18 protein-coding genes and 1 pseudogene are annotated in these 18070 nt (G+C 67.2%); 11 read left to right on the plus strand and 8 right to left on the minus strand.

What is annotated here, in order from left to right:
- Nucleotides 1-93: 93 nt before the first annotated feature.
- Nucleotides 94-738 carry a DNA alkylation repair protein gene (locus ABT294_RS10660; protein WP_350805165.1) on the plus strand — a complete coding sequence of 215 codons (645 nt, stop codon included), beginning with the start codon at nt 94-96 and terminating at the stop codon, nt 736-738.
- 139 nt (nt 739-877) lie between these two features.
- On the opposite strand, the gene ABT294_RS10665 is transcribed toward ABT294_RS10660, so the two are convergent.
- Complete coding sequence (locus tag ABT294_RS10665; protein ID WP_350805005.1) at nt 878-1357, minus strand: site-specific integrase; 480 nt, start codon at nt 1355-1357, stop codon at nt 878-880.
- Between the two features lie 282 nt (nt 1358-1639).
- Here ABT294_RS10665 and ABT294_RS10670 point away from each other — a divergent pair.
- From ABT294_RS10670 to ABT294_RS10685, 4 genes and pseudogenes are all read left to right on the plus strand, one after another.
- Nucleotides 1640-1963 (plus strand): annotated as a pseudogene (locus ABT294_RS10670) (DUF4118 domain-containing protein); the annotation flags it as partial.
- Nucleotides 1964-2280: 317 nt separating this feature from the next.
- Complete coding sequence (locus ABT294_RS10675) at nt 2281-3564, plus strand: GAF domain-containing sensor histidine kinase (protein WP_350805006.1); 1284 nt, start codon at nt 2281-2283, stop codon at nt 3562-3564.
- A gap of 771 nt (nt 3565-4335) precedes the next feature.
- Nucleotides 4336-5166: a sensor histidine kinase gene (locus tag ABT294_RS10680; protein WP_350805007.1), complete on the plus strand. Its 831-nt coding sequence runs from the start codon at nt 4336-4338 to the stop codon at nt 5164-5166.
- A 774-nt stretch (nt 5167-5940) separates the two neighbouring features.
- The gene (locus ABT294_RS10685) at nt 5941-6585 is read left to right on the plus strand and encodes a response regulator (RefSeq protein ID WP_350805008.1); all 645 of its coding nucleotides are present in this window, start codon (nt 5941-5943) and stop codon (nt 6583-6585) included.
- Between the two features lie 25 nt (nt 6586-6610).
- Here ABT294_RS10685 and ABT294_RS10690 read toward each other — a convergent pair whose 3' ends face one another.
- The gene (locus ABT294_RS10690; protein ID WP_350805009.1) at nt 6611-7021 is read right to left on the minus strand and encodes a response regulator; all 411 of its coding nucleotides are present in this window, start codon (nt 7019-7021) and stop codon (nt 6611-6613) included.
- Between the two features lie 165 nt (nt 7022-7186).
- Between ABT294_RS10690 and ABT294_RS10695 the strand changes: the two genes are divergently transcribed.
- Nucleotides 7187-7732 (plus strand): ATP-binding protein, encoded by a 546-nt coding sequence (locus tag ABT294_RS10695; protein ID WP_350805010.1) that lies wholly within the window; start codon nt 7187-7189, stop codon nt 7730-7732.
- A 158-nt stretch (nt 7733-7890) separates the two neighbouring features.
- Here ABT294_RS10695 and ABT294_RS10700 read toward each other — a convergent pair whose 3' ends face one another.
- Nucleotides 7891-8556 (minus strand): DUF2637 domain-containing protein, encoded by a 666-nt coding sequence (locus ABT294_RS10700; RefSeq protein WP_350805012.1) that lies wholly within the window; start codon nt 8554-8556, stop codon nt 7891-7893.
- 362 nt (nt 8557-8918) lie between these two features.
- Nucleotides 8919-9230, minus strand: a complete 312-nt coding sequence (locus ABT294_RS10705) for a hypothetical protein (RefSeq protein ID WP_350805013.1) — start codon at nt 9228-9230, stop codon at nt 8919-8921.
- A 643-nt stretch (nt 9231-9873) separates the two neighbouring features.
- Between ABT294_RS10705 and ABT294_RS10710 the strand changes: the two genes are divergently transcribed.
- A complete protein-coding gene (locus ABT294_RS10710; protein ID WP_350805014.1) occupies nt 9874-10455 on the plus strand; it encodes a P-loop nucleotide/nucleoside kinase family protein in 582 nt (193 codons plus the stop codon).
- Nucleotides 10456-10928: 473 nt separating this feature from the next.
- On the opposite strand, the gene ABT294_RS10715 is transcribed toward ABT294_RS10710, so the two are convergent.
- On the minus strand, nt 10929-12182 hold the full coding sequence (locus ABT294_RS10715) for a hypothetical protein (protein ID WP_350805015.1): 1254 nt from the start codon (nt 12180-12182) through the stop codon (nt 10929-10931).
- Between the two features lie 324 nt (nt 12183-12506).
- Between ABT294_RS10715 and ABT294_RS10720 the strand changes: the two genes are divergently transcribed.
- A complete protein-coding gene (locus ABT294_RS10720; RefSeq protein ID WP_350805016.1) occupies nt 12507-12716 on the plus strand; it encodes a hypothetical protein in 210 nt (69 codons plus the stop codon).
- Between the two features lie 87 nt (nt 12717-12803).
- The gene (locus ABT294_RS10725; protein WP_350805018.1) at nt 12804-13070 is read left to right on the plus strand and encodes a hypothetical protein; all 267 of its coding nucleotides are present in this window, start codon (nt 12804-12806) and stop codon (nt 13068-13070) included.
- On the opposite strand, the gene ABT294_RS10730 is transcribed toward ABT294_RS10725, so the two are convergent.
- A complete protein-coding gene (locus ABT294_RS10730) occupies nt 13064-14146 on the minus strand; it encodes an aldo/keto reductase (protein WP_350805019.1) in 1083 nt (360 codons plus the stop codon). The genes ABT294_RS10725 and ABT294_RS10730 overlap by 7 nt on opposite strands.
- 178 nt (nt 14147-14324) lie before the next feature.
- Between ABT294_RS10730 and ABT294_RS10735 the strand changes: the two genes are divergently transcribed.
- Nucleotides 14325-15227, plus strand: coding sequence for an AraC family transcriptional regulator (locus ABT294_RS10735; RefSeq protein ID WP_350805020.1), 903 nt, complete (start codon nt 14325-14327; stop codon nt 15225-15227).
- Between the two features lie 270 nt (nt 15228-15497).
- On the opposite strand, the gene ABT294_RS10740 is transcribed toward ABT294_RS10735, so the two are convergent.
- Both ABT294_RS10740 and ABT294_RS10745 read right to left on the minus strand, forming a co-directional pair.
- On the minus strand, nt 15498-16100 hold the full coding sequence (locus ABT294_RS10740; RefSeq protein WP_350805021.1) for an SDR family NAD(P)-dependent oxidoreductase: 603 nt from the start codon (nt 16098-16100) through the stop codon (nt 15498-15500).
- Nucleotides 16097-17053, minus strand: coding sequence for an SDR family NAD(P)-dependent oxidoreductase (locus ABT294_RS10745; RefSeq protein WP_350805022.1), 957 nt, complete (start codon nt 17051-17053; stop codon nt 16097-16099). The genes ABT294_RS10740 and ABT294_RS10745 overlap by 4 nt, the downstream gene beginning before the upstream one ends.
- Before the next feature lie 140 nt (nt 17054-17193).
- On the opposite strand from ABT294_RS10745, the gene ABT294_RS10750 reads away from it, so the two are divergent.
- Nucleotides 17194-17757, plus strand: coding sequence for a TetR/AcrR family transcriptional regulator (locus ABT294_RS10750; RefSeq protein ID WP_350805023.1), 564 nt, complete (start codon nt 17194-17196; stop codon nt 17755-17757).
- Nucleotides 17758-18070: the final 313 nt, after the last annotated feature.

Genomic DNA, 18070 nt, shown 5'->3' on the forward strand with positions numbered 1-18070 from the left:
GCCGACCTCCGTCGTAGGCTGCATCTCGCAGGTGATGGACGGGAGGCTAAGGTGGCCGAGACGACGCTGACCAAGACCTTGGTGGCCGAGGTGATGGCCGAGCTGGCCGAGCTCGAGGACTCGAAGGCACGCGAGGTGAACGAGAAGCACGGTGACGATCACGGTGTGAACCTGAGCAAGCTGCGCGCGCTCGCGAAGCGGCTGAAGACGCAGCAGGAACTCGCGTGCCAGCTCTGGGAGACGGACGACACCGCGGCGAGGCTGCTGGCGATCCTGATCTGCCGTCCGAAGGCGTTCGAGCGTGACGAGTTGGACGTCATGGTGCGCGAGGCGCGCACACCCAAGGTGCACGACTGGCTCGTGAACTACGTGGTGAAGAAGAACCCACACTCCGAAGAGCTGCGCCTGACCTGGTCCGCCGATCCGGATCCAGTGGTCGCGAGTGCCAGCTGGGCGCTGACCACCGAACGCGTGGCGAAGAAGCCCGAGGGCCTCGACCTCACAGGACTGCTCGACGTCATCGAGGCGGAGATGAAAGACGCCCCGGATCGCCTGCAGTGGGCGATGAACCACTGCCTGGCCCAGATCGGGATCGAGCACGCCGAGCACCGCGCCCGTGCAATCGACATCGGTGAGCGCCTGGAGGTGCTCAAGGACTACCCGACTTCCCCGGGCTGCACGTCTCCGTTCGCGCCCATCTGGATCACCGAGATGGTGCGCCGACAGCACGATAAGTAGGAAGGTTCGCGCTCACGATCGTGCCGCTACTCCCTCAGAACGTGGCACCCGATGCGAACGGGGTCTGTCCAGTTATCTGCGACAGAGCCGAAGACTGTGCGACCGGCGTCGAGCGTGGCAGGCCCAACCGGGCCGTAGGTCAAGAATCACAGTTCAGATGCTCGTCATGCCTCGTGCCGGGTTTGGTCGCCTGGTCGATGTCGTCCTGGTTGAGCCGCTGGACGAGGCCGTAGGGATGCCGGCCGATGCGGATGCCGCGGGTCGGGTTGCGGAAGATGCTGCGTCGCTTTCGACAGAACGTGAACAACGATCGGGCTGCGACCAGGAAGTTCGAGCGGTGAGATCCTTGCAGACCGTCGCCGACCTCGTCGTCGGCCACCGTCGCCAGCGGCCGGCTCTTGCCGATCCGCTCAGCGGTCTTCTCCACGCCGACCGCGTAGCTGCGGACGGTATTGGAGTTGCCCAGAGCCCCCGGAGGAAAGCGTCGACCGCCGCGATGACAGTGAGCGCCATGCCGGTCGGCAGCAACACCACGGTGGACACGTCGCCCCCTTGCTACAGATAACAGGCCCGCTTCGCGCGCTGCTCCGTGGCCCTTACCACAGGTGGCGATCAGCATTGCCCGAAGTCCAGGACGGCGCGGACGCGCACGACCATCCCAGCGCTCACGCCGAAACATGATCGGATGGTCGGCCGAAGCGCTCGCGAGTCCGCGGGGCATCGCCTTGATCGAAACAGCCGAGCGGCAGCCCATGATTCGGCACAGGATTGACCGCCGCGATGGGGGCAATCGGTAAGCTATGCTCTATTTCGATAAATGTCCTGCCAATTCTAGAGAGGGATGCGGTCAAAACAGATCATTCGCCCATCTCTTTCGTGATACGCGAGTACATTGACGGTTATGTGCGCGCGACTGTCGTCGCTCTTTCAGCGCCCGAGACGCCCGCCGCTCGTTTGGGGGGTCCTCTTCTCCGTCGTCTTCGTCGCGGCGGAGATCGTTCTGTCGCTGTCGCTGGCGCTGGAGTTCTACACGGGCAGCAGGATCCTGGGCGTGGTGTACGTGCTCGGTGTCCTGGTGGCCTCGTACCTGTGGGGGCTGTGGCTGGGGTTGGCGATGGTGGTCGTCAGCGGCATCGCCTTCAACGTCTTCAACCTCCCGCCCTTCGGAGGCTTCGGCTTCACGGAGAAGTGGGTCTGGCTGCATCTGCTGGTCTTCATCTTCGTCAATACGGTGTCCTGCGTGATCGCGGCGCTGGCGCGCTCGCGGGCCATCGAGGCCGGCGAACGCCGGCAGGAGGCGACCCTCGCGGCCGATCTGGCCCACCTGTTGCTGGCCAGCGAGGACCCGGACGCGGCGTTGCCCGTCGTCTCGCGCCGCCTGGCACGCGGCCTCCGGTTGCCGGGGCTGGTGCTCGAACGCGGCACAGCCGCCCCAGACAGGGCTGGACGGCCCTGCCGCTGGGCGCGAACGGTGAGCGGGTCGCCACGCTCACCTATCCCACCGACCTCACAGAGGACGTACGACGCCGCCTCTCCGACCGGATGGTCGCCTCGATCGAGGCGCTGCTCCAGGCGGCGCATGATCGGGAAGCCGTCGAGATCGCCCTGGAGGCGAGCCGGGACGAGAACCGCAGGGTCGCCGAGGAGCAGGCGGCGCTGCGCCGGGTGGCGACGCTGGTCGCGCGCGGCACCTCGCCGACGGAGCTGTTCAACGCTGTCGCCTGCGAGATGGGGCTCATCCTGAAGGCCGGCCGCGTCGTGGTGGGCCGGTTCGAGCCCAGCCACGCGACGGTGGTGGGCGCCTGGAGCCTCCTGGACGACCCCGAGGCGAAGAAGATCACCGGCTCGCGCTGGCCCCTTGACCAGCCCGGCGTCTGCGGCCGGGTGTGGCGCACTGGGCGGCCGGCGCGCATGACGGGCTACGACCGGGCCACCGGACCTGTCGCCGAATGGGCGCGTGGTGAAGGGATCGTCCTGTCTGTCGGCTGCCCCATCCTCGTGGAGGCGCGCCTTTGGGGCGTGGTGATCGCCTTCGCCACGGATCCGAAGAAGGAGTTCGACGGCGCCGAAGAGCGCATGCTCGCCTTCACCGAGCTCGTCGCCACGGCGATATTGAACGCCGAGGCACGGGCCGCCCTCGCCGCCTCCCGCGCTAGGGTGGTCGCCGCGGCCGACGAGTCCAGGCGTCGCATCGAGCGCAATCTTCACGACGGAGCCCAGCAGCGGCTGGTCTCCCTCGGTCTGGCACTGCGCGCCGCGGAGGCCGTCGTACCGGCGGAGCTTCCGGACGTCAGAGGGCGGCTGTCGCAAACCGCCCAGGGGCTGACGGAAGTGCTGGAAGACCTGCGGGAGCTGTCCCGCGGCCTCCACCCGGCGATCCTGTCGAAGGGCGGTCTCGGGCCCGCGCTGAAGATGCTCGCCCGGCGCTCGGCCGTCCCCGTGGAACTCGACGTGGAGCTTGAGCGGCTGCTGCCGGAAGTCGTGGACGTGGCCGTCTACTTCGTGGTCTCGGAGGCGTTGAGCAACGTGGCCAAGCACGCGTCCGCCTCCGAAGCGCGCGTCTCGCTGCGGGCCGATGCCAGGGCCGTCCACCTTCTGGTCCGCGACAACGGGCGCGGCGGGGCCGACCCGGAACTGGGCTCGGGACTGATTGGGCTGCGCGACCGCGTGGAGGCGCTCGGCGGCAGGCTGGACATCGCGAGCCCGGCGGGGCAGGGCACCTCGCTGTCGGTCGAGATCCCGCTCAACGGAGACTCCAGTCCCTCGCCGTTCTCGCTGCCATTCGCGGGACCGGGAGACGGACGAGAAAGCCGACGCCCAGCGTAGACGCACCGTTCGTACCCCGGCGCCTGCCGCAGCGCGGTGACGATCTCCTCCGCGATGCCCATGCCGACGCCGAGATCCACCCGCTCGCTCGCCTTGTTGCGCATCAGTTCGATGCCGTGCACGAGGTTCTCCTCCGTCTTGGGGCCGAATCCGTGCGGTCCGTGCAGCAGACCCGCCCCGATCGCCGCCTCCAGCGAGTCGCTCGAATCGATCCCCAGCTCCCCATGCAACGTCACGGCCTTCTTCGGGCCGAGCGAGGGGATCACGGTGAGTATGCGGACACCCGCCGGGATCTTCGTACGCAGTTCCTCGAATTGGTGGATCGCCCCGGTGTGCAGAACGCCGCAATCGACGCTCCCACGTTGGGGATCCCGCGCAGCTCACCGAGGCCCATGCCCGAGATGTCGCGCGTGTAGCCGCCGACCGATCGGGCAAGGTCTGCTGCCAGGGTCGGTCGCGGGAACCGTTCGCCGATCGGGCAGAAGGTCCTTGACCTGCGACGCCGTTCCCGCCCGGCTCCGATTCCAGTACGAGGGGGTGAGCGGGGCCGCCGCGGCCCGCGGCGCAGGGCGGCATACCGGCCAGCGGTAATGCCGGAAGTACGGCTGGCATGGGGGCAGAAATGGGGGCTGCCCGCGCAGACGATGCGGCGGCGGGACGTCATCGTAGGGGGAAGGCAGCTCTCACCTCTTTGGAATCGCACGACCAGCCCGACGGGCATGGACGACGTGACGAGGTGCCGAGGACTCTCTTGAACGAACGAGAATCTAGATGAGCGTTATGTGTCTGCGCGACGCCATGCCCGTCCACGTTGACGGCACGAAGAGCACGTCCTTCGCCCCCTCGGGCGAGGAGGAGAGCGCCTGCTCGGCCCAGGCCGTGAACCGCACGCCGGAGCAGGCGGAGAACGCCAGGAGACGGATGGACCGAATGCTCGCCCAGCAGCGGCAGTTCGTGTCCGACGCCTCGCACGAACTGCGCACCCCGATCGCCGGTCTTCGAACGCAGCTGGAGGAAGCCCAGTTGCACCCCGACACGACGGATCTGGACGAGCTTCTCTCGTGCGCGCTGCGCGACGTCGACCGCCTCCAGGCGATCGTCTCCGACCTCTTCGCGCTGGCGAGGGTGGGGATGCACATGCCCGACGAGCGGGTGCGGGTGGACCTGTCGGAGCTGGTCGATGCGGAGATCTCCCGGCGCGCGGACGAGCTGCCGGTGCTGGTGCGGCTCGCCCCGGGGGCGACGGTCGACGTCGTCGACCACGAGATCCAACGCCTCGTCGCCAACCTTCTGGACAACGCGCAGCGCCACGGCAAGCACGTGCTGCACGTCGAAGTGCACCGGAACGGCGACTACGCCGAACTGGTCGTCGCCGACGACGGAAACGGCATCGCCGTCGCCGACCGGGAATGGGTCTTCCAGCGGTTCAGCCGACTTGACACCGCCCGCAGCCGGTGCCGCGGAGGAACCGGCCTCGGCCTCGCGATCGTGCGTGACACCGCCGAGGCACACGGCGGGACCGTCGAAGTGGGGGAGTCGGCATGCGGTGGGGCGCGTTTCGTCGTCCGCCTGCCGCTCGCCGATTCGCCGCCGAGCCCGTAGCGGCCGTCCGGCCCGTGTGCCCTGCGCTGCTCACCTGATGCCCACGCGCCCGATGTGACCCGTACGCGCCGGATGCACCGGATCGGGCCAGATATAGCCGGTGGGGTCCATGCGTACCGTCATCCGGCCGTCATCCGGCCTCGACCGGGATGACCGCCGCCAGCGTGGCGCCGCGGCCCACGGGACTGACGGCCCCTACGGGCTCGACGGGGACATGCGAGCGGCGGGCGAGCATCTTCAGCGCGGGCCCGAGGCCTCCCTTGAAGAGGATCTCGGATGGATGCCGCGGGAGAGCTCGCGCAGGTCGTCCGTCGTACAGGTCGCGCTCGATGCGATGCCGGGTCTCGTCGGAGGCCGCGACGACGCGGGCGCGGGCCTAGGCGGTGGAGATCGCGGTCGCGGGTCGCCATCCCAGCGGCAGACCCCACACGTAAGAGACCACGAGAACGCCGAGCAGGTAAACTACACCCAGAGAGCTTCCGGGTGCGTACCGCTGCAACGGGTATGTCAGGACGGTCTCCGCCGCTACGATCGAGGCGCTGACGAAGATGCCCAACAGGATGGGCAGGCGCGTCGGGCGCAGCAGCAACGACAGCAGCCGCGCGCGCGTGCCTACACGCTACTCCGATGTGACGAGGGAACGCGCTCCACGTTCGCGCTGCTCAGGCCGTCGTAAGGATGGCCGGCCCGGGGCGTTGACGCGAACCGCGTTTGCTCCCGTTTAAGCGTGACCGACACACGCGAAACGGCGGTAGATCGGTGGATGAAGGCCGGATGCGGGTAGTGCTGGCGGACGATGACGTCCTGTTGCGCGAGGGGCTGGCGAGTCTCCTGGAACGGTCGGGGTTCGACGTCGTCGGCCAGGCAGGGGACGCGGAGGAGCTCCTCGTTCACGTGCGCGAGGACCGTCCGGATCTCGCCATCGTCGACATCCGGATGCCTCCGACGCACACGACGGAAGGACTCGACGCGGCACGGGTGATCCGCGAGGAGTTCCCCCAGCTAGGCATCCTCCTGCTGTCGGCGCACGTGGAGGTCGACCAGGCGATGGAGCTGCTGGCCACCGGACACCGGGTCGGTTACCTGCTCAAGAGCCGGGTCACCGGTGTGGCCGACTTCGTCGAGACACTCGAACGGATCGCTCACGGCGGCTCGGTCGTCGATCCCAGCCTGGTGACCGAGCTCATCACCGCCCGCCGCAGGCACGACCCCCTCGAACTCCTGACGCAGCGCGAGCGGGAGGTGCTCGCCCTGATGGCGGAGGGACGCTCCAACGCCGGGATCGCCCACAAGCTCTGGATCACCGAGGGTACGGTCGAGAAGCACGTGCGCAGCATCATGGCGCGGATGCAGTTGTCGGAGACCGAAGACGATCATCGCCGCGTGCTCGCGGTGATCACGTTCCTGGAAGCCCGCTGACCGGAGCATCGAGGCGTGAACCGCCTCAACGGCCCGTGCCGGCCGCTCCTCGCAGGATCTCGTTGATCGCTCTCCCCGAAAGGCTCGACTTCGGCAGGAACGCGACGGCGGGGCTGGCCGCGATCATCTCCGCGAAGTCCGTCTCGTCGTAGGTCGAGAGCAGGATGATGTTCGGGGGATCCCCGCCTGCCTCGTCCGAGAGCCGCAGGGTCAGGTCGAAACCGCTCTCCTCGCCGAGATCGATGTCGACCAGCACGAAGTCCGGCCGGAGCTCGGCGAACCGGCGAAGCGCCTCGGCGGTCGTGGACACGGCGCCGAGTACGGCGATGCTGTCCGCTTCGAGCAGTTGACGAGCGGCCTCCTTGAAGTGATCGTTGTCATCCACGATCAGGCAACTGAGGGGCATGCATTCAGGATCCCAGCCGATCGCCGACACGTCATTGCAGCTAGCAGGAATGCCGGGACTCCCGCAGGCATGCCCGCAAGATGGAGGCTGCCAGCGCAGACGGCGGGCGTTCGCGGCGCGATCGTAGATAGCGAAAGCAGGTCACCGGACCGGTCTCGAGGAACTTGCGGATCTTGAACCTGAGAACACGGAACGGTGACGAAGCCCAGGAGCCTGATCGACGAGTGGAGGGACGTGGAGATGCTCAGCAGTCGCTCCAACGGACCGTCGTCTGACGCGTACGCCCCCACCACCATCCGGGGGCTCGACCCTCGCGTGGTCAGCAGCATCGACCTCAGGCAGACCATTGGCACGGAGCAGGCGGCCACACGCACCCGGCGGGCCTCCTGGGCCCTCCAGCCCGAGGTGTCCTCGACTCCCACGGCGCGGCGTCTCGTCCGCTCCCAGCTCGGCGGGTGGGGATGCGGCGAGCACTGCGAGGTGGCGGAACTGCTCGTCAGCGAGCTGGTCACCAACGCCCTGCGCCATGGGAGCGGGGGGCCGGTCCTCACGCTGACCTCCGCGGATGGCACGCTGCGCTGCGAGGTCGAGGACGAAAGCCCGGCTCCTGTCCGCACATGCCCTGCGCTCGGGGACGACGAGGGTGGCCGTGGCCTGCTCCTCATCGACGCCCTGTCCAGCTCCTGGGGCACCGGCCGTACGGGCAGAGGCAAGGTCGTCTGGTTCGAGCTGGACGCGTGAACGGAGGCGCCGGAATGCGACGGATCAAGAAGGTTACGAGCAGAAGATCCCCCATGGCCAGGCTGGACCTGCGAACACCCGGCGGACGGCCGCGTTCACGTCCAGGGAGATGGTGTGCGGGTGATCCGCCTCTCGCTGCTCAATTCCCCACCGGCTCATCAGTGGGCGGCGGCCGAGGCGCTGCTTGCCCTCGCTGAGGCTGTCGATATAGCTGAGCCGTGCTGCCTCGTACCGGTCAGCAGGCAGTACCGGCACCTCGCGTGCCACCTCGACAAGGGTCTCGACGGGCTGGCACACATGCCTGTCCGCCGGGTCTCCTCAGTCGGTCGGCGGTTGTTGCGGACAATCCACATCAGCAGTCCGAACGCCAGCGGTGCCAGGGCGCTGACCAGGCGAGATCCGAGCCCTCCGGACCAGCCGTGCGCCACATTCGCCGCCAGCGTCACCGCGCCTCCCAGGGCGAGCGCGACCCAGGCCAGGACTGGCACGCGCATTCGGCGGCGCGAGGAGTAGACCATCACGAGTGAGGCCATGACGATCACGCCATCGGACATCGCCGGGTAGAGGATCGCCCTATCGTGCGGCTCCCCCAGAGCGATGGCCAGCGCGTAGAAGTGGTGGTACGAGACGTAGGCCGCCGCGCCGGCGACCGCCAAAAGGACGCCCACCGCGAAGCCGAGGATGACCCGATCTCCGAGCCGACCTGTGCCAGCGTTGGAGGAAATTGCGGCGATCGGCGCGGTGTGGTCGCGATCGGCTTGGAACAGGGTGGTCAAGAAGCGCCGGGTGCGCGGGGCCGCCCTCGGCTTCACCGTCACACCCACCGCCGCAGCCTGAGCACATCCAAGCCGCAGACCCTCACCCACTCCTCGGGTCGGGTCCGCTGCCGCGTGTCCAGCTGAGGCGGTCAGTTTCCGGTCAGCCGTCGGATCCTCGGGGAGTCTGCGTGCAGAATGCGCCACCGCCTGGCCGCGTCCTCGCACCGATCCTGCACGGCAGGCACATCCGCAGCACCCGCTGTGCTCCTGGAACCTCATGGGCACTGCCTTCGCCGCAACCACCGTGGACGTCATCACCACCGGCGGGAGCCGCTACGGCTACGGCCCTCGCCCGCGCGGTAAGAGATGACCGGAGCGTTCACCAGGGCCATGGTCTCCAACGTGCGCTCTGCGTCCAGCCTCATGGGTCAACTGGCCGGCAGAGTCCACTTTCCACCTTTGCAGGCGGGCGGGCCGAAGGTGAAACGCCGTCCACTGGCCGTGTCGGCCACGATCACGTCTTCGGCTCCCATATGGAGGCAGGCTCCGGACACGACCGCAATCCGCGCCGATTCTCCGGGGGGAATCTGTCGGCCGTAGTTCGCGTCGCCGAGCCATTTCACCGACACGGTCTCACTCGTGCGGTTCTCGAGCTCCACCCATCGGCTGGTGCGTGGCTGACAGGCGGAGAGGGCGACGATCAACACCGCGAGTGTCGTTGACCAGATGATTTTTCGCACGTAACCCCCTTGGCCAGCGCATGCTCGTCTTCCAGGCAAGCATGCGTCGGCATCCGGTGCCACCGTAGGCCGGTACATGCCTGTCATCACGGTGATGTGGAGCAGTAACAGTTCTCGGCGTCAGGACGCAGCAGGCCGAGCGCTGGTTCGGGAAGCCGGTTGCGCGGTTCCGATGCCTTCCGCATTTCCCCGGCGCCCAAGAGGGCGTGCTTGCTCGAAGTGGGTGAGGACGAGGCCGCGCGGGCGATGTCGCCGATGAGCCGGCACTCATCGAAGGCGAGGCTCTCTGCGGGTGCCACTGACATTTTCTCCGCGCCACGCACTGACATATTTTCCGTGTACAACAGCCCGTCCCCGGCTCGCGCGTCAGCTCAGCGTGACCACACCGCGAAGCTACCGGCCCACAACCCCGACGTACACGCACGTCCAAGTGAAGAGCCCAGATCTAAAACTGACGATCATCGTTGACACCTGGGTCTCCAGCACACTACGGAGATCCACATGTCTCAGCCCAACCCCCAGCTTGATCGTGAGGCCAAGCGGCGCCACGCGGCCCGAGCTTGCGGCCTGGGGGCCGTTCTCGCGCGCGTCCCCGCTCGGGCCACGAGACACGAGAGCCCATGATCAGATCTAGCATTGGCCGATGCTCGTGGTGCTCGTGAACGGCCTGCCTGGGGCAGGCAAGACCACTCTCGCCAAGCCGCTCGCCAACGAATTCGGCCTCCCCCTGTTCAGCAAGGACCGGATCAAGGAGACCCTCGCCGACGCGCTTGGCGTGACACCACCGGAAGGCCTCACCGCCCGCGCATGGAGCCAGAAACTCGGTGTCGCAGCAGGCGAGACCCTATGGGCGCTACTCTCCGACGCCGGCCAAGGCGCCGTACTCGAAAGCTTCTGGCTCCAGAATCTGCGCCCCGTCGTCATCGCAGGACTCCGTCGCGCGGGAGCCGAGACGGCACACGAAGTCAGGTGCGTGCTCCCACTCCATGTCGCGCGGCAACGCTACGAGGAACGAGAAGCAAGCAGACACGCGATCCACCACGGCGCCCTCGTGGACGATCTTCAATGGAAAGAACTCGAACACCAAGCCCAACCGCTCGATCTTGGCCACACTCACTACGTGGACACGACCCGACCCGTGGACATCCCTCAACTGGCGAAGCAGATTCGCCAAAGAGCTGGTCGGAAGACCGCCTCCGGCGGGGGCACTCAGGCTCCGGGTTGATCACTAAGGCCATGCTCATCGACGATGGCCCTAGATGGCTGAGGCGGAAGTCCCGTCGCCATCGCCCCAGGACAAGCCAAGCAGACCATGGGCCTGGTTCCTCCGGTTGGGGGCTCCGCCTTCACCCAGGCCCTTCTCCCGCTTCCCTGACGGGTGGGACGACGGCGACGGGACGATCAGGCAGGACGAGGTGTGTGCGATACGCATATCCACGAGGAGAAGCGTCCGTGGGGCACCAGTATGGGGACACAACACGGCTACGAAGATCTTCGCGTGAGGGGCACCGCTCTCGCGATCACTGACGCGAAAGGTTGCGGGAGATACCAGCAGCGATCGTGGTGGCCAACACCCAGCCGACTACGACGAGGGCGAACGCAACCCATTGACCGGCACCGCCGGGATTGAATGACTTTTCCTGTCCAAGGTCGACCACTGGCAAGAGAAGGTCGAGGGCATGTAGGAACGGGTTGAATTCAGGCCCCTTTCCGGCCTCGGCGCGCGGGGGGGTTGTTGAGAACAAAGAATGTCGCACCGAGAACAAACGCCAATGATAACCAACCCGCTGCACGCACTGGGCGATATCCATACCCGACGATCCAATCCTGAAGATATCCCCACACCCGTCCGTATAGGGGCAACGACTTGCGCCGAGACCTTTGCTTGGCAAGCAGTACCGTGCGCGCGTCCACGTCTAGCCCGAGTCTCCGATATGTCACCGCCAGCTGCTCATAAGCGTGGGGCAACAAACCCGCCACATCCCGTTCAAGCCAACCGAGTCGTGCGGCCGCAGGCAACTCCGGGTCCAGCACGTCGTAAACAAGCCCGTCCTGAGCAATTAGAGTCGGCCATGTCCGAGGATCGTCTCGGATAACTCCGATACGCGCGTGACGGAGCTCCACAAAACCTTCGATCGGAGTTGCCGTGCGGAGCACAAGCTCGTTTGCGTGCAGGTGAAGAGCTGTCAGAATTGTTCCATCAGGGCTAGCCAATTCGGCGTCATCGAAACAGATACGACTATGCACCTTGGCGAAGGCCAGATTGATCCCGCCCTGCGCAGTGAATCCGTCACAACAGTTCACCATTGCACCAACGGATATGCCCTCGGCACTGAAGGCATCGAGCCCGGGAGCAGCTTTGATCGATGCACCTTCGAGCTGAATAGAGCCAAGGATTTCAGCCGACCTGAGATTGATCTGTCCGTTACAGACAAGCCCCTCACGACCGAGGATGTCGCTCTCAACCGTCAGTCGACTCCCGCGCAGAGCCACCTCATCGGATTCGAGCAGTGCGTCATTCAGCGTCAGAGTGCCTGTGATTCGAGCTCCGGCAAGGTCGATTTCTCCACTTGAACGGCAGCCCGTCAAGCGAAGATCGCCGTCAATGAGTGCGGAGGATGCCACCAGTCCAGGAAAGGAAGATGTGGCCAGGTCAACTTGGCGCAGTCGAGATCCACGAATGACTATGCGTTCCTCGAAGTGACACTTTTCCAGCCTGATGAGATATCGAATATCCGTTCCGGAGAGTTCAAGGCTTCCTGTAATCCGGGCACCAAAGACGCACAACGATGGCATTTCGCCTGCCTGCACACTCTGCGCGTCCAGCAGCAGCGCACGCAGTACGGATGCACGGACGCTCGCGTCCTTCCAGCCAGAGAGATCAACCGATTCACCTTTGGGAAACGCCTCCCAGATAGCCGCCTCTGCGAGCCCGAACTCCTCTAGACGCATAGCGCTATGATCCCGGAAAGGTGCGTCTCCATCCAGAGTCCTTCTCAGGCGCGCCCCAGAGGATGCGGATCGCACTGACATGACATGTTGGCGCCCTTCCCCCTCAGCATGCTGGGCGCCTGCCACAAGTCTCCCCTCGGACACATTCGCTTCGCCCATGGAGTCCTGGTCAGACGCCGAGTTGACCAGGGCTTTCCGTTTGCTGGGGTGGTATGCGAGTCGCAGCCCCAGGCTGCTGTACAACTGCGTTTTGCGCGCTGGCTCCGCCTGATCCAGCAACCGCACCATCTCACTGGCCGCGTTCAGCCTGTCGGTCAGGTCCTCATGAGTGAATCGCGCTCGTTGAGAGGGCGTTCGGTGGAGCCGCGCCTCAGCCTGAACCTTCTTGGCCTGTTCCTCCCGGATCCAGCCCACCACCACGACAGGATGGGCGCCGACCTCAAGGGCGGCCCGATGCTGGGCGAGCTTGCGATCGCACTCGGCGATCAACCGTTTCGCGGCAGCGAACCACCATCGTTCGGCAGGCCGATGTGATGGGCGGCCACAAGCGCGTCGAGAGTTGCCTCGATCCGGTGTGGGACGAACAACTGAGCCAGCTAGGCGTGAACTAGCATCACACCCGTGGCCATCCCTCAGGTCCTCAAGGTAGTCGGCACGTTCGCGGCGTGGACAGTCGGCGCCTACCTGGGTGCCATCCTGTTTCAGATCCTTGCCAAGGGCATGCCGGTAACAGCCGCGCTCATCGCGTCCGCAGAGGTCTTCCCTGAGGCGTTTATCGGCACCGCCGTACTCACCATCCTCATGGTTGTCCGAAGCCAGTGGAGAGCGAGCAAAGCCAGAAGAGCAAGCCTCCGGCGGGGGACATCTCGATCTCTGGGTGCTCAGTAGCGGGCGTCGCTGGACCGCAGCAGCGGGGACACGATCGACGGGCGCCCGTCGACGGTGGCTCCGGCGAACTGGAGCATCGCCGCCAACGTCCTGTTGTTGTCGGCTGGGAAGTTCAGTGTGGGCGCCGACACCTCATCCAGCGCGCCGCGTTGGGCGTCGGTGAGGGTCACGTCCAGGGCGTCCAGGTTGGCCTTGAACTGGTCCATGCGGCGGGCGCCGACCAGGGTGGAGGCGATCCCGGGACGGCCCTGCACCCAGGCCAGGGCCACCGCGGCGGGACTGGCACCCACCTCGCGAGCGACAGCGTTGAGGGCGTCGATCACCACGTAGTCGGCCTCGCTGGGGACGCCGGCGAGCTGCGTGCGGGTGGTGTCGACCGGGCCGGTGGTGGTGCTGGAGTACTTGCCCGACAGGAACCCGCTCTTCAGCGGCCCCCACGCCATCACTCCCATCCCCAGAGCCTGGGCCATCGGGATCAACTCCCCTTCCGAGGTCCGCTCAAGCAGGGAGTACTCCAACTGCAGTGCGATGATCGGAGCCCACCCGCGCAGGCGCGCGATGGTGGCAGCCTCGGCGGTCGCCCACGCGGGCACGTCGGAGAACCCGACGTAGCGGACCTTGCCCGCGCTGACCAGGTCATCCAGTGCGCGGAGCGGCTCCTCGACCGGCGTGGTCGGGTCGAAGTTGTGCAGCCAGTAGATGTCGACGTAGTCGGTCCGCAGGCGCCGCAGCGAGTTCTCCAGCTGTTGCACGATCGCCTTACGGCCGGGTCCGCCGCCGTTGGGGTCTTTGACATAGAGATTGCCGAAGAACTTCGTGCCGATGACGACCCGATCACGCAGTTCACGCTGCCCGGCGAAGTAGTCGCCGATGATCTTCTCGGAGTGGCCGTTGGTGTAGATGTTAGCCGTGTCGATCGAGTTGCCGCCCCGATCCAGATAGGCCGCGAGGATGCTCTTCGACTCGTCTGGGCTGCTCCCCCACCCATGATCCTCGCCGAAGGTCATCGTGCCCAGCGTGAATGGGCTGACGCGCAGTCCCGAGCGGCCGAGCGTCACGTAGGAATCGAGTGACATCGTGGAGCTCCCCTTGATGGATCTTCGGGACGCCGCGGAAGGCGTCCCTCTGTGCTCCTCCAGCCAACCGCGATGCCCGATGATCTCCTAGACCGATACGCGCGGATCAGTGCACGATCCGGGCACATTTGCTCGGATCATGTTGGCCTCCACCATTCGCCAGTGGTTCACTGACGTGATGCGTCACCTGAGCGAACTCCGCGGCCGGATCGCCCGACTCGCCGCGGGCAGTCCGCACCCGTTGTGGATCGAGGGAATGACGGTGTTCTCCACCGAGCGGGTGACCGAACCGCTGGGCACGGTCGCCGAACCCATGCTCTCCCTGGTCGCCCAGGGAGCGAAGCGCTCAGTACTCGGTGACCGCATCTTCGACTACAACGCGGGCCAGTACCTCGTCGTCACCGTCGACCTTCCCCTGACCTCGCAGATCACCCACGCCACACCCACCGAGCCGTTCCTGGCGTTCGGGCTTCCGCTTCAACCCGCGCTCATCGCGCAACTACTGGTCGAAGCCGGCCGGTTCGTCGCCCGCCCGCACAACGGACCGGGCATCGCGACCAGCGACGCCGATGACAGGCTGCTCGATGCCGTCGTCCGGCTGCTGTGCCTGCTCGACGAGCCGCGCGACGTTCCGGTGCTGGCGCCTGGAGTGCGGCGCGAGATCCACTGGCGGCTGCTGAACGGACCGCAGGCGGCCCTGGTCAGACAGATCGGTCTGGCCGACAGCCGGTTGACCCTTGTCGCCCGCGCGATCGAATGGATCAAAACCCACTACGACCAGGTGATTCGCATCGACGACCTCGCCGACGACGTCGGCATGAGCGTCTCCTCGCTCAACCGCCATTTCCGCGCGGTGACCGCTATGAGCCCGCTGCAGTACCAGAAACAACTCCGGCTCCAGAAGGCCCGCCTCCGGCTCATCACGGCACCGCACGACGTCGCCGCGATCGGCCACGCCGTCGGTTACGACAGCCCGTCGCAGTTCAGCCGCGAGTACAAACGCATGTTCGGCGCCCCGCCCGGGCAGGACGCAGCACGCCTCCAGACTGTGGCGACGGTCCAGGAGGGGAGCGGCCCGTAGCCGGGAACGACGCCTCAAGTGGCTCGGCACGACCGGGCCGGCTCGGGGCCCGATGACCTCGATGAGGTACCTCTCGGGATCCTTCACGAAGGCGTACCGGGTTCCCGGCCGGCTGGCGTTCGCCGGAGGGGACCCCGGTTCCGCCCCCGCCGAGGTGATCGCGGCAAGGGCGTCGTCGAGATCGGCGGTGGCCAGCGCCCAGTAGCTGTAGCTCTGGACACCGGCGGCGTCGTGGGCGTCGGCGAAGCTTCGGAGCACGGAGCCGACGCGTTAGGTGAGTTCGATCCGGGTGCCGCCGACGAGCCCTGGGGCGACCGCGTTGACGCGGACGCCGTCGGCGGCATGGTCGAGTGCGGCGGCCTTGGTCAGCCCGACCGCGCCGTGCTTGGCCGCGATGTACCCGGCCGCACCGGGCACGCCGACAAGGCCGGCGCCGGACCCCACGTTCACGATCGAGCCGCATCCCTGCTCGCGCATCTGCCGCAGCTCGTACTTCATCGACAGGAACAGGCCGCGCAGGTCGATGTCGACGAGCCGGTCGAACTTCTCGGTCGGGTAGTCCGCGAGCGGCTTGAGGTCGTCACCACCGCTGTCGCCCGCGCTGTTCACCCTGAAGTCCAGCCGGCCGGTGTCACCGACCGCCGCCTCGACCGCTGCCCGGACCGACTCCTCGTCGGTCGCGTCGGCCACCAACAGCCGGGCCCTGCCGCCGACCGCCTCGATCTCCTCCACGGTCTCGTGGAGCGTGGCCTCGGGGCGGCCGGTGACCGTGACAAGACAGCCCCGCGCTGCCAACGCCAGCGCGGTCGCCCGGCCGATCCCGGTGCCGCCGCCCGTGATCAGCGCGGTGCGGCCATCGGACTCCGGGCTCACCGGGCTCTCCCCGCCTGCGCGATCATGTCGAGTGAGCGCTGCCACAGCCGGGCGGCGTGGTCGGGGTCGAGCGCGTAGGCAGCGACGCCCCGGCGGACGCCGGGCCGGTGCGGCTCCGCCTCGTTGCAGTCTTCGAAGTAGCGGCCGGACACGCCCTCGACCAGGGGAGAGGCGGCAAGCAGCACCGAGGTGGCCGCGCCCTGCTCGACGGTCTTCCAGGACACGTCCGTGCTCGTCGGGTCGAACGACGTCGGCGCGGCGGAGATGCCTCCGATGTAGCGGGACAGGTTGGTGGTGGTGATACGGCCGGGGTTGAGCGCGTTCACCGCGATCCGGTCGGGGGCCCAGCGCTTGGCGGCCTCGACGGCGAACAGGACGTTCGCGGTCTTGGACTGGCCGTAGGCGAGCCACGGGTCGTAGGGGCGGTGGTCGAAGTGGATGTCGTCGAAGTCGACGTCGCCGTTCACGTGCCCGACCGAGCTGACCGACACGACGCGGGCGTTCCCGGCCGCGGCGAGCGCGTCGCGTAGGCCGGTGGCGAGGGCGAAGTGGCCGAGGTGGTTGGTCGCGAACTGCAGCTCCCAGCCCTCCGGGGTACGGGTCTCGGGCGGGGCCATGATCCCGGCGTTGTTCACCAGGATGTGCAGCGGTCCGGTCCAGGCGGCGACGAACTCGGCGACCGACGACTGGTCGGCGAGGTCTAGCCGGACTGCCAGCACCCGGTCGTTGCCGGTGGTGGCGATGATGTCCTTCGCGGTCCGGCCGCCGACCTCGGCGTCGCGGACGGCCAGGGTCACCTCGGCCCCCGCACCGGCAAGGGCACGGGCGGTCTCGACGCCGATCCCGGACGCCCCGCCCGTGACGACGGCTCTCCTGCCGTTGAGGTCCGCTCCGCCGATCACCTCGGCAGCGGTCGACTGCGCCCCGAACGGTGTGGTCACAAGGTCGTTCATGATCATCCTCCCCGGCTGAGCGTCGAACGCCGCACGCGGCGCTGGTCGCCGCAACTATCCTGTTAAGCGGAGTCGGCTCCGCAACAGTAAGCGGACCCAGCTCCGGTTGGCAAGCCGCGTGCGGACCCGAGGAGAAGACGGTGTCATCCCAGCAGGCCAGGCCGTTGCGGGCGGACGCCCAGCAGAACTACGAGCGACTCCTGACGGTGGCCGCGCAAGCGTTCGCCCGCGAAGGGGCGGGAGCCTCGCTCAAGGCCATCGCCCAGGAAGCGGGAGTCGGCATCGGCACGCTCTACCGCCGCTTTCCGACCCGCGAGACCCTCGTGGAGGCGGTGTACCGCAACGAGGTCGCCCGGTTGTGCGCCGCCGCGCCGACCCTGCTGGCACAGCTGCCCCCCGTGGACGCGCTGCGCACCTGGATGGAGCTCTTCGTCGACTTCATGGCCGCGAAACACGGCATGGCCGACGCCCTGCGGGCCGTCCTCGCCTCCGAGGACGAGCGCATGCACACCCGAGGCCTGCTCCGGGATGCGCTCGCGACGCTCCTCGACGCCGGCGTCACCCACGGCGCGATCCGGCCGGGCCTCGATCCCTACGACGTGCTCATGGGTCTCGGCGGGATCACCCTCATCGCCGAGGACCCCGGCCGACGCGACCTCGCACTACGACTGGTGGACCTGCTCATCAACGGCGTCCGCCCCTGATGCTCATCGGCGCGCTACTGACCAAGGACGCCACCGCACCCGAAGCGGACGGGGAACGTCGTTACGACTTCCTGGTCGGAGGAAACGCTCCCTCGGAGCGGTGGCGGATCATCGACTACGGCAGCGGATAGGCAAGACCGGCAGCCCGTACCGGGTCCTGGTAGATCATCGTGGTGAGCGGACGCATGCGGTCACCAGCGCCTCATCGCGTCAGGACACGGCGCTGGTGATGGGCGGCGAGGGCTCCGGTAGGTGCTTCCGGTCTGGAAGGGCCGATTCTCCGGGACCTCGCCGCCGTCCTGACGGTGAGGGG

The sequence above is a fragment of the Nonomuraea sp. NPDC000554 genome (genome assembly GCF_040300065.1).
In the GTDB taxonomy this organism is placed as follows: Bacteria; Actinomycetota; Actinomycetes; order Streptosporangiales; family Streptosporangiaceae; genus Nonomuraea.

What these genes read in the sequence shown, in the direction of transcription:
- ABT294_RS10685 (WP_350805008.1), top strand. Translation starts at nt 5,941, where the DNA reads ATGCGGGTAGTGCTGGCGGACGATGACGTCCTGTTGCGCGAGGGGCTG.
- ABT294_RS10675 (WP_350805006.1), top strand. Translation starts at nt 2,281, where the DNA reads ATGGTCGCCTCGATCGAGGCGCTGCTCCAGGCGGCGCATGATCGGGAA.
- ABT294_RS10660 (WP_350805165.1), top strand. Translation starts at nt 94, where the DNA reads ATGGCCGAGCTGGCCGAGCTCGAGGACTCGAAGGCACGCGAGGTGAAC.
- ABT294_RS10730 (WP_350805019.1), bottom strand. Translation starts at nt 14,146, where the DNA reads ATGTCACTCGATTCCTACGTGACGCTCGGCCGCTCGGGACTGCGCGTC.
- ABT294_RS10715 (WP_350805015.1), bottom strand. Translation starts at nt 12,182, where the DNA reads ATGCGTCTAGAGGAGTTCGGGCTCGCAGAGGCGGCTATCTGGGAGGCG.
- ABT294_RS10680 (WP_350805007.1), top strand. Translation starts at nt 4,336, where the DNA reads ATGAGCGTTATGTGTCTGCGCGACGCCATGCCCGTCCACGTTGACGGC.
- ABT294_RS10735 (WP_350805020.1), top strand. Translation starts at nt 14,325, where the DNA reads ATGCGTCACCTGAGCGAACTCCGCGGCCGGATCGCCCGACTCGCCGCG.
- ABT294_RS10710 (WP_350805014.1), top strand. Translation starts at nt 9,874, where the DNA reads ATGCTCGTGGTGCTCGTGAACGGCCTGCCTGGGGCAGGCAAGACCACT.
- ABT294_RS10745 (WP_350805022.1), bottom strand. Translation starts at nt 17,053, where the DNA reads ATGAACGACCTTGTGACCACACCGTTCGGGGCGCAGTCGACCGCTGCC.
- ABT294_RS10665 (WP_350805005.1), bottom strand. Translation starts at nt 1,357, where the DNA reads ATGCTGATCGCCACCTGTGGTAAGGGCCACGGAGCAGCGCGCGAAGCG.
- ABT294_RS10720 (WP_350805016.1), top strand. Translation starts at nt 12,507, where the DNA reads ATGAGTGAATCGCGCTCGTTGAGAGGGCGTTCGGTGGAGCCGCGCCTC.